Annotated in this window: 13 protein-coding genes and 1 tRNA gene; 11 read left to right on the top strand and 3 right to left on the bottom strand. The window is 56.8% G+C overall.

Annotated features, from left to right (window positions below):
- Positions 1-47: 47 nt before the first annotated feature.
- The 4 genes from rpoE to ACZYSM_RS15585 all read left to right on the top strand — a co-directional run bounded on the left by rpoE (position 48) and on the right by ACZYSM_RS15585 (position 3,893).
- Positions 48-626 (top strand): RNA polymerase sigma factor RpoE/AlgU, encoded by a 579-nt coding sequence (gene rpoE / locus ACZYSM_RS15600; protein ID WP_150642086.1) that lies wholly within the window; start codon positions 48-50, stop codon positions 624-626.
- Between the two features lie 35 nt (positions 627-661).
- On the top strand, positions 662-1,249 hold the full coding sequence (locus ACZYSM_RS15595) for a sigma-E factor negative regulatory protein (RefSeq protein ID WP_489072378.1): 588 nt from the start codon (positions 662-664) through the stop codon (positions 1,247-1,249).
- Positions 1,250-1,257: 8 nt separating this feature from the next.
- On the top strand, positions 1,258-2,217 hold the full coding sequence (locus ACZYSM_RS15590; protein ID WP_489072377.1) for a MucB/RseB C-terminal domain-containing protein: 960 nt from the start codon (positions 1,258-1,260) through the stop codon (positions 2,215-2,217).
- A gap of 245 nt (positions 2,218-2,462) precedes the next feature.
- The gene (locus ACZYSM_RS15585) at positions 2,463-3,893 is read left to right on the top strand and encodes a DegQ family serine endoprotease (protein WP_489072376.1); all 1,431 of its coding nucleotides are present in this window, start codon (positions 2,463-2,465) and stop codon (positions 3,891-3,893) included.
- A gap of 75 nt (positions 3,894-3,968) precedes the next feature.
- Here ACZYSM_RS15585 and ACZYSM_RS15580 read toward each other — a convergent pair whose 3' ends face one another.
- Complete coding sequence (locus ACZYSM_RS15580; RefSeq protein WP_489072375.1) at positions 3,969-5,402, bottom strand: M48 family metalloprotease; 1,434 nt, start codon at positions 5,400-5,402, stop codon at positions 3,969-3,971.
- 97 nt (positions 5,403-5,499) lie between these two features.
- On the opposite strand from ACZYSM_RS15580, the gene ACZYSM_RS15575 reads away from it, so the two are divergent.
- Complete coding sequence (locus ACZYSM_RS15575; protein ID WP_489072374.1) at positions 5,500-5,739, top strand: sulfurtransferase TusA family protein; 240 nt, start codon at positions 5,500-5,502, stop codon at positions 5,737-5,739.
- 31 nt (positions 5,740-5,770) lie between these two features.
- Positions 5,771-6,841, top strand: coding sequence for an AI-2E family transporter (locus ACZYSM_RS15570; RefSeq protein WP_489072373.1), 1,071 nt, complete (start codon positions 5,771-5,773; stop codon positions 6,839-6,841).
- A 145-nt stretch (positions 6,842-6,986) separates the two neighbouring features.
- On the opposite strand, the gene ACZYSM_RS15565 is transcribed toward ACZYSM_RS15570, so the two are convergent.
- On the bottom strand, positions 6,987-7,460 hold the full coding sequence (locus ACZYSM_RS15565) for a peroxiredoxin (RefSeq protein WP_489072372.1): 474 nt from the start codon (positions 7,458-7,460) through the stop codon (positions 6,987-6,989).
- Between the two features lie 10 nt (positions 7,461-7,470).
- A complete protein-coding gene (locus ACZYSM_RS15560; protein ID WP_489072371.1) occupies positions 7,471-8,031 on the bottom strand; it encodes a glycine cleavage system transcriptional repressor in 561 nt (186 codons plus the stop codon).
- A gap of 328 nt (positions 8,032-8,359) precedes the next feature.
- Here ACZYSM_RS15560 and dapA point away from each other — a divergent pair, with 328 nt between their 5' ends.
- The 5 genes from dapA to ACZYSM_RS15535 all read left to right on the top strand — a co-directional run bounded on the left by dapA (position 8,360) and on the right by ACZYSM_RS15535 (position 12,046).
- The gene (gene dapA / locus ACZYSM_RS15555) at positions 8,360-9,238 is read left to right on the top strand and encodes a 4-hydroxy-tetrahydrodipicolinate synthase (protein WP_489072370.1); all 879 of its coding nucleotides are present in this window, start codon (positions 8,360-8,362) and stop codon (positions 9,236-9,238) included.
- A 17-nt stretch (positions 9,239-9,255) separates the two neighbouring features.
- Complete coding sequence (bamC, locus tag ACZYSM_RS15550; protein WP_489072369.1) at positions 9,256-10,371, top strand: NlpB/DapX family lipoprotein; 1,116 nt, start codon at positions 9,256-9,258, stop codon at positions 10,369-10,371.
- Positions 10,372-10,375: 4 nt separating this feature from the next.
- Entirely contained in the window at positions 10,376-11,134 is a 759-nt protein-coding gene (locus ACZYSM_RS15545; protein ID WP_489072368.1) for an MBL fold metallo-hydrolase, read from the top strand.
- A 28-nt stretch (positions 11,135-11,162) separates the two neighbouring features.
- A complete protein-coding gene (purC, locus tag ACZYSM_RS15540; protein WP_489072367.1) occupies positions 11,163-11,873 on the top strand; it encodes a phosphoribosylaminoimidazolesuccinocarboxamide synthase in 711 nt (236 codons plus the stop codon).
- 83 nt (positions 11,874-11,956) lie between these two features.
- Positions 11,957-12,046, top strand: a tRNA-Ser gene (locus ACZYSM_RS15535).
- Positions 12,047-13,113: the final 1,067 nt, after the last annotated feature.

Raw genomic sequence — 13,113 nt, 5'->3', positions numbered from 1 at the left:
GATCGTTTGGTAATGCGAGCCTCCTCCAAGTTTACCGAGGAGTGTTCATGCTAACCCAGGAAGAGGATCAGCAGCTTGTAGAGCGCGTTCAGCGCGGTGACAAGCGAGCTTTCGATCTGCTAGTGCTGAAATACCAGCACAAAATTCTCGGGTTGATCGTGCGTTTTGTGCACGACACCCATGAAGCCCAGGATGTCGCACAAGAAGCTTTTATCAAGGCTTACCGTGCACTTGGTAATTTTCGCGGCGACAGCGCGTTTTATACATGGCTGTACCGCATCGCCATCAACACGGCGAAGAACTATCTGGTTTCACGCGGCCGCCGGCCGCCGGATAGCGATGTCAGTTCTGAAGATGCGGAGTTCTACGACGGCGATCATGGTCTCAAGGATCTCGAGTCGCCGGAGCGTGCATTATTGCGCGATGAGATCGAAGGCACCGTCCATCGAACCATTCAGCAACTGCCAGAAGATTTACGTACGGCGTTAACTTTACGTGAATTCGATGGTCTGAGTTACGAGGACATTGCGAGCGTCATGCAATGTCCGGTGGGTACCGTGCGCTCCCGGATTTTCCGCGCTCGGGAAGCCATCGATAAAGCCCTGCAGCCGTTGTTGCAGGATTAACCGAGACAGCGGCGACAGCCAAGAGAGGAACCGCCATGAGTCGTGAAGCCCTGCAGGAATCGCTGTCCGCAGTGATGGATAACGAAGCGGACGAACTGGAATTACGTCGGGTATTGAATGCCTTTGACGATGTTGAAACCCGCGACACCTGGGCTCGTTATCAGATCGCTCGGGCAGTGATGCACAAAGACTTGTTGCTTCCTCGTTTGGACATCGCTGCAGCAGTTTCTGCGGCTCTGGCTGACGAAGCCGTACCTGCCAAAGCTACTCGTGGTCCATGGCGCAGCCTGGGTCGTCTGGCTGTTGCCGCTTCGGTGACTGTTGCTGTGCTGGCTGGTGTACGCTTGTATAACCACGATGAGATCGCAGGAGTCGAATTGGCTCAGCAATCGACTCAACCAGGTCTGACTGTTCCGCAGGTCAAAGGACCAGCGGTGTTGGCAGGCTATAGTGAGAGTACGGAAGCCACTGGTCCTATGGCCAACGGCGTGCTGCAAGGTCAGCCAGGCTGGCACGATCAGCGTCTGCCAAGCTACCTGCGTCAACATGCTCAACAAGCTGCATTGAACGGCACTGAAAGCGCTCTGCCTTATGCCCGTGCGGCAAGCCTGGAAAATCGCTAAGGAGGATCATGCGCGCCATACCTCTACTTACGCTTCTGCTCAGTGGCTGGTTCATTGTTCCAGTCCATGCCGATGAAGCCCAGGACTGGTTGACCCGTCTGGGCCAGGCCGAGCAACAGCAAAGCTTTCACGGTACTTTCGTCTACGAGCGTAACGGTAGTTTTTCTACCCATAACATCTGGCACCGCGTCCAGGATGGTAAGGTCCGCGAGCGTTTGCTTCAGCTCGACGGCTCAGCTCAGGAAGTTGTGCGCATTGATGGGCATACTCAATGCGTAAGCGGCACCCTGATAGCGGGGCTGGGGGATGCTCCTGATTCTGCCGCTCGTGCACTTGATCCACAAAAGCTCAAGAATTGGTACGACCTTGCCGTTATTGGCAAGTCGCGTGTGGCCGGTCGACCGGCGGTAATAGTTTCCCTGACGCCTCGTGATCAGCATCGGTATGGTTTCGAACTGCATCTTGACCGTGAAACAGGCTTGCCGTTGAAGTCATTGCTGTTGAATGACAAAGGGCAATTGCTTGAGCGGTTCCAGTTTACCCAGCTTGATACTGCTGATATGCCAAAGGACAGCGAGCTGCAAGCCAGCGCCGAATGCAAGCCTGTGGTTCTCGACAGTGACAAGGCTTCGGCGGTGAAGACTGCTCAGGTTTGGCATTCGGACTGGCTTCCACCGGGATTCGAACTGACCAGCAGCAGCGCACGCAAAGATCCAGACACCAAGACGCTGGTCAATAGTCTGATGTATGACGATGGCTTGGCACGATTCTCGGTGTTCCTTGAGCCGCTGAACGGTGCGGTGGTCACCGATACTCGAACTCAGCTGGGCCCGACCGTTGCGGTCTCGCGGCGACTGACCACGCCGAACGGTGAGGTAATGGTGACGGTGGTTGGTGAGATACCAATTGGCACTGCTGAACGGATTGCGCTTTCCATGCGCACCGATGCCACTGCGTCCAAGCAGTGAGCTTCTGAAATGATGCTCATCAAAACGCTTGATTGTGTAAGAGGTCAGCAATGCCTACTCCACAACTGAGATGTCGAAATATTTGGTGAGCATTTCAATTTGCAAAATAACCAGAATTTTTCTATAGGTCAGAGCCTCTCGGCTCTGGCCTTGTTTGTTGTTCCCGGAACAAAAGTACCGGCGTATATTCCCCTGGTATTTGTTGCTCCATATCGCTTAACCACGCTCGTTGTAACGGGAGCCGTATGTCGATACCACGCTTGAAGTCTTATCTATCCATTGTCGCCGCCGTGTTGTTGCTTGGTCAGACGGTCGCCGCCCAAGCGGCTGAGCTTCCTGACTTCACGCAGTTGGTCGAGCAAGCCTCGCCCGCAGTAGTGAATATCAGCACCACCCAAAAACTCCCTGATCGCAAGGTCTCCAATTCGGCTCAAATGCCGGATCTGGAAGGGCTGCCACCGATGTTGCGTGAGTTTTTTGAGCGCGGCATGCCGCAACCACGTTCGCCACGCGGTGACCGTCAGCGCGAAGCCCAATCTCTGGGTTCGGGTTTCATTATTTCCCCCGACGGCTACATCCTGACCAACAACCATGTGATCGCCGATGCGGATGAAATCATCGTGCGGCTTTCTGATCGCAGTGAGTTGAAAGCCAAGTTGATCGGCACTGATCCGCGTTCGGACGTGGCATTGCTGAAGATTGAAGGCAAGGATCTGCCAGTCCTGAAACTGGGCAAATCCCAGGATCTGAAAGCCGGGCAATGGGTGGTCGCTATCGGCTCACCGTTTGGTTTTGATCACACGGTGACCCAAGGTATCGTCAGCGCCATCGGTCGTAGTCTGCCGAACGAAAACTATGTGCCGTTCATTCAGACTGATGTGCCGATCAATCCGGGCAACTCCGGTGGTCCGCTGTTCAACCTTGCCGGTGAAGTGGTCGGGATCAACTCGCAGATCTACACCCGTTCCGGTGGCTTCATGGGCGTGTCGTTCGCTATCCCGATCGATGTCGCGATGGACGTTTCCAATCAGCTTAAGAGCGGTGGCAAAGTCAGCCGCGGCTGGCTGGGCGTAGTGATCCAGGAAGTGAATAAAGACCTGGCTGAGTCCTTCGGTCTGGACAAACCGGCCGGTGCGCTGGTGGCGCAGATCCAGGATGACGGTCCAGCGGCCAAAGGTGGTCTGCAGGTGGGTGACGTGATTCTGAGCATGAACAATCAGCCGATCGTCATGTCTGCGGATCTGCCGCATCTTGTGGGCGCGCTCAAGGCTGGTTCCAAAGCCAACCTTGAAGTCATCCGTGACGGCAAACACAAAAATGTCGAGCTGACCGTCGGCGCTATTCCGGAAGAAGGTAAAGAGTTGGACTCCCTGCCTAAGTCCGGCATCGAGCGCAGCAGTAACCGTCTAGGCGTTGCCGTGGTTGAGCTGACCGATGAGCAGAAGAAGGCCAACGACCTTAAGGGCGGCGTAGTCATCAAGGAAATTCAGGATGGTCCTGCAGCCTTGATCGGCTTGCAGCCGGGCGACGTGATTACCCACTTGAACAACCAGGCAATTGGTTCGACCAAGGAATTTACGGAGATCGCCAAGGCGCTGCCGAAGAATCGTTCGGTGTCGATGCGGGTTCTGCGTCAAGGTCATGCCAGCTTTATCACCTTTAAACTGGCTGAATAATCGGGCAACCCATTGTTCGCGGTATTAAAAAGCCCGTCTCGAAAGAGACGGGCTTTTTTGTGGGCTGGATAAATGTCAGTGCATCATGTCTTTGACCATTTGCTCCTGATCCATCAGCTCCCTTTGTCGCGCATCGATCCTTGAAGACAGTGGGAAGTTGGTGCCAGCACGGCGCTTGGCGAAGTCGAGTTGCTGGATCGCCTGACGGTAGTCGCCGATCAGTGCGAAGTACTCGGCGCGGGCCTGATGCAGGCCGATGATATTGCCGGAAAGCCCGCGGGTTTCCGCCACCATGTACCAGACATCCGGATCGTCCGGACGAGTCTTGAGCAAGCCCTCTAGTGCTTTCTCGGCGTCAGCTGGACGGTTCTGTTTGAGCAGTAAATCAACACGCACCTGGTTCAGCGGGTAGTTGCCCGGATATTGCGTCAGCATCCGATCGACTCGTGATTGGGCATCTGGCAGGCGGTTGTTGGTGATGTCCAGGTCAATCTGCGCCAGGTTATAGGTGATGTCGTTCGGTGACTTGGCCAGCAGTTGCTTGAGGTTCTCGCGCGCTTCATTCAGCTGACTGCCTTTGATCTGGGCGATCGCCAGGCCGTAGCGGGCTACTTCATTTTTCGGGTTTTCATCGAGCTGGGCACGGAAGCGTTTGGCGCCAAGGCCTGGGGTTTCTTCGTAGTTCAGCTGGACCCGTGCGCGAATTAATTGATAGCGCAGACTGTCTTCGGTGCCGCCTGGTTTGGATTGCTCGGCGCGGTTGCGGGTGTCGGCGATCCGCGATTCGGTGACCGGGTGAGTCAACAGGAATTCCGGTGGTTTGGCATCGAAGCGGTACTGGCGCATCAGTCTTTCGAACATGGTCGGCATGGAGCGCGGGTCGTAACCGGCTTTTTCCAGGTTGAGAATGCCGATGCGGTCGGCTTCCTGCTCGTTCTGGCGCGAGAAGCGTCGTTGCTCTTGAATGGCTGCAGCCTGGGTGCCAGCGATGGCAGCAATCCCGGCATCACCGGCGCCGGCGGCGGCGATCACGATACCAGCCAACAAGGCGGCCATCATCGGCACCTGCATGCGTTGCTGGGCTTCTACGCCGCGAGCAAAGTGGCGTTGCGACAAGTGAGCCAATTCGTGAGCCAGCACTGACGCATATTCGCCTTCGGTCTGGGCATTCAGAAAGAGCCCGCCATTGACCCCAACAATCCCGCCCGGCGCCGCGAAGGCGTTGAGTTGCGGGCTGTTGATCAGAATGAACTCCAGGCGCCGGTCAGAGACCTGGCTGGTTTCCACCAGCTTATAGACGCTGGTTTCGACGTAATCCTTGAGTTGCGGGTCGTTAAGTTGTGACACCTGACTGCGCAACAGCGCCAGCCAGGCACGGCCCAATTGGTGTTCTTGTTGCGGTGAGACGATGGCAGAACTGGCGTCGCCGAGTGACGGCAGGTCGTCGGCGAAGCCCGGTGAGGCGAGCAGGCAAGCGAGCGTCAGCAGGGTAGGGCGCAAAAAAGTCATGCACAAAGCCTTAGTCGACAAAGAGCTTACTGTAGCCGGACACTTGCGTTGGGACCAGATATTCTAGGCGGCTCGAATACCTGCCAGGAGTAAAATGATGACAGACGCTGTAGAGCACGACGCCGAGTTGGACGCCAGCGGTCTGAACTGCCCGCTGCCATTGCTTAAGGCCAAGCTTGCGCTCAATAGCCTGCCCAGCGGTGCGGTGCTCAAGGTGATCGCCACCGATGCCGGCTCCCAGCGCGACTTTCGCACGTTTGCCCGTTTGGCCGGTCATACGCTGCTTCGTGAAGAAGATGAAGCCGGTGTCTATCGCTATTGGCTGCGCAAAGCCTGAAATCTGCAGCGCCCATTTTTAAGGATCATTGATGTTCAAGGTGTTACGCGACTGGATTCAGCGCTACTTCTCCGATGAAGAGGCCGTGGTGCTGGCCGTTCTCTTGTTCCTGGCCTTTACCGCGGTGCTCACCCTGGGTGGAATGCTGGCACCGGTATTGGCAGGTATGGTGCTGGCGTATCTGATGCAAGGGCTGGTCAGCACACTTGAGCGCCTGCGCTTGCCCGGTGGGGCAGCGGTTGGCCTGGTGTTCGCTTTGTTTATGGGCGTGTTGCTGGTGTTCATCGTGGTGGTTGTGCCATTGCTCTGGCATCAGTTGATCACCTTGTTCAACGAGTTGCCGGGCATGCTCGCCAAGTGGCAATCACTGCTGTTGCTGCTGCCGGAGCGTTATCCGCATCTAGTGTCCGATGAGCAGGTGCTACAGGCCATCGAAGTGGCGCGCGGTGAAATCGGCAAATTCGGCCAATGGGCACTGACGTTCTCGCTGTCCAGCCTGCCGTTGCTGGTCAATATCATGATCTACCTGGTTCTAGTGCCGATCCTGGTGTTTTTTTTCCTCAAGGACCGGGAAATGATCGGGCAATGGGTCCGTGGCTACCTGCCCCGCGAGCGAGCGTTGATCACCCGGGTGGCGCAGGAAATGAATCGTCAGATCGCCAATTACATCCGCGGTAAGGTCATCGAAATCTTCATTTGCGGTGGTGTTACGTACATTGCCTTCGTTGCGCTGGGTCTGAACTACGCGGCATTGCTTGCGCTGTTGGTAGGGGGTTCGGTCGTGGTGCCCTACGTCGGGGCGGTGGTCGTGACCGTGCCGGTGATGCTGATTGCGCTGTTCCAGTGGGGCTGGAGCGATCAGTTCATCTATCTGATGGCGGTCTACGGAATCATTCAGACGCTGGACGGCAACGTGCTGGTGCCGCTGCTATTCTCGGGGGCGGTCAACCTGCACCCGGTGGCGATTATCTGTGCGGTGTTGTTGTTTGGCGGGTTGTGGGGCTTCTGGGGAATTTTCTTCGCGATCCCGCTGGCTACCCTGTTCAAAGCGGTGCTGGATGCCTGGCCGCGCAAGGAGCCGATTGTGGCGCCGTTGTTGTAAATGTCATTGCCAGGTAAAACGCCGGTGGCTGCCGCTGAAAAGATCGTCCGAACGCGGCCCGAACCTGCGGCAGCTCCTACGCCGATCACGGTTTTCTGTAGGAGCTGCCGCAGGCTGCGATCTTTTGGAGTGCCGCTTGTTCGGATCAGGCCTTGTTCAGGGCCTGAGCTGCAGCCAGTACAGCATCCACATGACCAGGTACTTTCACGCCGCGCCATTCCTGACGCAGGACGCCATCCTTGTCGATCAGGAAGGTGCTGCGGTCTACGCCCATGTACTCCTTGCCGTAGAGCTTTTTCAACTTGATCACGTCGAACAGCTGGCAGATGGCTTCGTCCTTGTCGCTGATCAGCTCGAACGGAAACTCCTGCTTGCACTTGAAGTTCTCGTGGGACTTCAAGCTGTCGCGGGACACGCCGAACACTTCGGTGTTGGCTGCCTTGAACTCAGCGTATTGATCGCGAAAGCCCTGGCCCTCGGTGGTGCAGCCAGGTGTGCTGTCCTTCGGGTAGAAGTAGATCACCACTTGCTTGCCTTTGAGCCCGCCGAGGCTGACGGATTGCCCGCTGGTGGCAGGCGCTTCGAAGTCGGCGACAGGTTGGTCGATAGCAACGGCCATGAAAGCTTCCTTACATTGGGTTCTGTGGGCGCCACGGTTCGATCAGCGCGTCGAGGTTCAGCGCATCGGCAAAGTCCAGGAACTGGTCACGCAACCAACTGATCTGTACGCCAGCCGGCAACGTTACGGTGAACGTCGCGTTGAGCATGGTGCCGCCGGTTTGCGGGGCCTGATAGGTATCGCAGGTCAGGTTTTCCAGCTCGACGTTATGGTCGATGAAGAACTGGCACAGCTCGTTGACGATGTCCGAGCGATAGGCCGAACTGACATACGCCACATAAGGCAGTGCCTCAGGACGATTTTCCAGCGCCGCGCTACGCACTACGTTAACGGTGAAAGCGTGCTTCTTGGCAAGAGAGGGCAAGCCGGCTTCCAGGCGCGCCAGGGCGTCCCAGCTGCCTGAAATCTGCAGGACCAACGCGCTGCATTCGCCATGGCGAGTCAGGCGGGAGGTCACCACGGCGCAGCGATTTTCATGGCTGGCGCGGCACAGGACGTTAGTCAGCTCCATGGGGTTGGCGCCGAGGGCACTGATAACAAGGAATTGTTCGCGGACTGTGGGGGTGGACATGCAGCATTCCTAAAACGATGAGCGGTCGATACTTCTGCGGGCTCGAGTACTGGGTGCGAGCGTCCGGATACGAATTCAGAAACCCTGAGTCTAGAGGTTGCAACGAGCTCCAGTGAGGCGAGAGCGAAGGGTGGCAACGCAGGATCGGGGCTTCGGATGCCGAAAAGGGAGGCTGAAACCTGGCGTACAAGCTTATCAGTACCGATCAAAGTCTGAAGGGTAGCGAAAACCATCGCTCAGGGGAATGGCGCGAGCGCAGTACTTTGCTTGTACAAGCATCTTGGCGCCAGTACCATTACCGCTCTCTTTTTCCGGCAGGAGCGGTTGCATGATTGCGGGCAGTATGGTGGCACTGGTCACACCCATGGATGCACAGGGTCGTCTCGACTGGGACAGCCTGAGCAAACTGGTGGACTTCCACCTGCAAGAGGGCACCAACGCCATCGTGGCGGTCGGCACTACAGGTGAGTCGGCCACCCTTGATGTGAACGAACACATCGAAGTGATTCGTCGCGTGGTAGCTCAAGTTGCAGGGCGTATTCCGGTGATCGCCGGTACGGGCGCCAATTCGACGCGTGAAGCGATCGAATTGACCACTAATGCGAAAAACGCCGGCGCTGATGCATGCCTGCTGGTAACGCCTTACTACAACAAGCCGACGCAAGAAGGCCTGTATCAGCATTTCCGCACCATTGCTGAAGCGGTCGATATTCCGCAGATTCTCTATAACGTGCCAGGCCGCACTGCGTGCGACATGCTGGCGGAGACGGTAATCCGTCTGTCCACCGTGCCAAATATCATCGGTGTGAAGGAAGCGACTGGCGATCTGCAACGTGCCAAGGACATCTTGGCTGGCGTCAGCAGCGACTTCCTGGTGTATTCCGGTGACGACGCGACCGCGGTCGAGCTAATGCTGCTCGGCGGTAAAGGCAACATCTCGGTAACTGCCAACGTTGCCCCGCGTGCCATGAGCGACCTGTGCGCCGCTGCGATGCGTGGCGATGCCGTGACTGCTCGCGCGATCCACGAAAAGCTGATGCCGCTCAATAAAACCCTGTTTATCGAATCCAACCCTATTCCCGTGAAATGGGCTCTGCACGAGATGGGCTTGATGCCGGACGGTATCCGTCTGCCGCTCACTTGGCTCAGTGCCGCCTGTCACGAACCGCTGCGACAGGCCATGCGCCAGTCCGGCGTATTGGTTTAATTGAGGAAGTACTACGCATGAAGCGAATGGCCGGACTTTCCGCACTTGCCTTGATTATCTCCAGCACCAGTGGCTGCGGTTGGGTTTGGGGCCCGGAAGGCTACTTCCGTGACCGTGGCAGCGATTACCTGGAGTCGCAACAAACCGCGCCAATGCAATTGCCGCCGAATGTCAGCACCGCCAAGCGTCTCGACCCACTGTTGCCGATTCCGCGCAACGTGGCCGACGACACCGCCAAAGGTGAATACGTAGTTCCACGTCCTCAGCCATTGTCGGCGGTAGCCGATGCCAGCGATTACAGCCTGCAGAAAAGCGGCGACTCGCGTTGGGTAATGGCTCAGCGACCACCTGCTGAAGTCTGGCCCGTGGCCGTGCAGTTCTTCCAGGACAACGGTTTTCGCCTCGATGAGCAGCGCCCACAAACCGGCGAGTTCACCACTGCCTGGCAGCACTCCGACGAACTTTCCGCTTCGATGGCCAAGCGCCTGAGCAGCGCTGGAATCGCGTCCGACAGCGAAACCCGTGTGCGGGTTCGTATCGAGCCGGGCGTACAGCGCAACACCAGTGAGGTCTACGTGATCAGTGCCGAGCGTCCTGCCGGCAGCACTGCCAACGTTGATTTTACCAACCGTTCGGTCAACACCGGCCTGGATGCGGCACTGGTCGACGAAATGCTTGCCAGCATGAGTCGGACCTCCGAGAAGGGTGGTTCGGTGTCCTTGTTGGCCGCGCGCGATTTCGATACGCCTAACCGCGTCAGCCTCACCGAAGACGGTAGCGGTAACGTGGTGCTTAACCTCGGTGAAGACCTTGACCGCGCCTGGTCGAGTGTCGGCCGTGCCTTGGAGCACGGCGAATGGCGTGTTGAAGACATCAACCGCAGCCTGGGCCTGTACTACATCAACCTTGCTGAAAAAGCCGAGAAGAAAAACGACGAGCCAGGTTTCTTCGGCAAGCTGTTTGGCAGCAAGCCGGCCAAAGAAGAAATCGAAGCCCGCGCCGAGCGTTATCAGGTTCGCCTGAGCAAGGTCGGCGATACCGTGCAAGTCACCGTCGAGAAGAACATCAACACCGTTGCGCCAGCTAGCGTGGCGCGCAAAGTGTTGGGCGTGATTCAGGACAACCTGGGCTGATCAAATGCGTTTTGCCGTTCTCGGCAGTGGTAGCCAAGGGAATGGCACGCTGATAGCCAGTGATGACACGTACATTCTGGTGGATTGTGGTTTCTCCTTGCGCGAAACCGAGCGGCGCCTGCTGCGCCTGGGTGTAAGCCCGACGCAACTGAGCGCCATACTGGTAACCCACGAACATGCCGATCACGTGCATGGCGTGGGTTTGCTGTCTCGGCGTTACAATCTACCGGTCTATCTCAGTCGCGGGACCTTGCGCGGGATGCGCAAACCCATTGAGCCGGCGGCCTTCGTGGCAGGTGGTGAGCAATTTCAGGTTGGAGCCTTGTGCGTCAGCGTGATCTCCGTCTCCCACGATGCGCAGGAGCCGACGCAGTTCGTCTTTAGTGATGGTCAACGGCGATTCGGCCTGTTGACCGATCTGGGCTCGTATTGCGCCACCGTGCTCGACAGCTATCGCGGCCTGGATGCGTTGATGATCGAGGCTAACCATTGCCGTGACATGCTCGCCCGAGGCCACTACCCGTACTTTCTCAAGCAGCGGGTTGGCGGGGACGAGGGACATTTGAACAACCATCAGGCCGCACGCCTGGTGGAAGAGTTGGGATGGCAGGATTTGCAGCATTTGGTGCTGGCCCATCTCAGCAGCAAGAACAACCTGCCGCAGCTGGCCCGGCAATGTTTTGTCGACACCCTTGGGTGCGATCCGGACTGGCTGCAATTGGCAGATCAAGATTCAGGGCTCGACTGGCGACATATCGCCTAGCCCACCTACTTAGCAAGCGGAGCCCATCATGGAAAAACGTGAAGAACTCTACCGCGGCAAAGCCAAATCGGTTTACAAGACCGATGACGCTGACCGCTTGATCCTGCTGTTTCGCAACGACACTTCGGCGTTCGACGGCAAGCGCATCGAGCAGCTCGACCGCAAAGGCATGGTGAACAACAAGTTCAACGCCTTCATCATGCAGAAACTCGAAGAAGCCGGTGTGCCGACTCAATTCGACAAACTGCTGAACGACAACGAATGTCTGGTGAAGAAACTCGACATGATCCCGGTCGAGTGCGTCGTGCGTAACTACGCAGCCGGCAGTCTGGTCAAGCGCTTGGGCGTCGAAGAGGGCCTCAAGCTCGAGCCTTACACCTTCGAACTGTTCCTCAAGGATGATGCCAAGGGTGACCCGTTCATCAACGAATCCCACGTCGTGGCGTTCGGTTGGGGCAAGGCTGAGCAACTGGTTCGCATGAAAGAGTTGTCGCTCAAGGTCAACGAAGTCTTGAACAAGCTGTTCGACGACGCCGGCCTGCTGCTGGTCGACTTCAAACTTGAATTCGGCGTATTCCACGGTGAAATCGTCCTGGGTGACGAATTCAGCCCGGACGGTTGCCGTCTGTGGGACAAAGCCACCGGCAAGAAAATGGACAAAGACCGCTTCCGCCAGGGTCTCGGAGACGTTATCGAAGCCTACGAAGAAGTTGCCAAGCGTCTGGGCGTACCGCTTTAATCGACGCAAGCATCTGATAGCACGGAAATTTTTTGCCTGGGGGCTTCGCTTCCAGCAAATGGGCTGTTATGATGCGCGCCGTTGGAGAGATGCCAGAGTGGCCGAATGGGACGGATTCGAAATCCGTTGTACTGGCGACAGTACCTAGGGTTCGAATCCCTATCTCTCCGCCAAATTCTACTAAAAGGCCCCGTTTTTACGGGGCTTTTTTGTGCTTGGCTGTTTTGTTCCCCCATTTGTCCCCCCATCCGCTTTTTTGACAAGTTGTCTCGTCGAAGGTGAGGCATGATTCGCTCATTAGTCTGCGTTTGTGAAGCAGTTACCTCTTCTTTCCATTCCGAAAGCTATTGCCGTATTGGCTGTCGACTTCCGTAAGTCAAAAGGGGAGGGGGCACCTGTACGTGCGCGCCATGGCATGGCCTGTCGCCCTTGTTTGTTCAGGCGGGTATTTGGAGAATCCGTTTGATACGGGAGTTCTATAAACCCGAATCTCAAATTGATGGGTTTGTTTATGGGGCGTGGTTAGAGCAGGCCTTGGGTGGCCCGTAACTCCAAGCTGATTGGAATCGCTGAATCAGTAGAGCAGCATGACCTGTACAGCGCGCCTGGGGATCCCGGCGCGCTGGCCAGGTCAGGCATGAAGCAGGGGGCTGATCCCCTTGACCGGAAACGCCCGCTCAAGGGGTGGCTGGCTGGGCTGAACTGCTAGAACGCTGTCCACCGGTAAAACACGTGCGAATCATTGTCTATGTCGAAAACTTCACGGTTTGCTATTGATCTGCTTGTCGAGTCAACTCGTTCCCACTTGTTGTTAGATAAGGCATGGGACATAAACTTCCGCGGAAATTCTGGATCGTCCAGTATTTCTAACATGGGGGCTCGGCCTTTCAGATGCTTCGTACGCACCTTAACTATGCGATCCCTTTTGCAATTTTAAAGGCATTGGTGTTGCTCGCCAGGGTTGCTCGATGAATTTCCGCTAACCAAGGACCCACCTTTTGCGCAGGCGAACAGGCCACCTACCGTTGTATTCGACTCAAAGGGCGCGTTGTTTTTCCCGTGCGACTATCCGGGTGCACATCCCCTATGCCTCCTGGTTCCGGCGACTGAGGGTGCGTATTTCGCTCATCGTGACCGGTCATTTCGCTAACAACGTGACCGATCCCTCCACCCCATTGCGCGGGGTCTAAATTCTAACCGCATCGGTCACGATGCCGCCTCTTCTTCCGTCTTTTGACGT

This window comes from Pseudomonas sp. F220, assembly GCF_057813935.1.
Note: the sequence above shows the minus strand (reverse complement) of the source record. Positions and strands in the feature narration are given on the sequence as shown.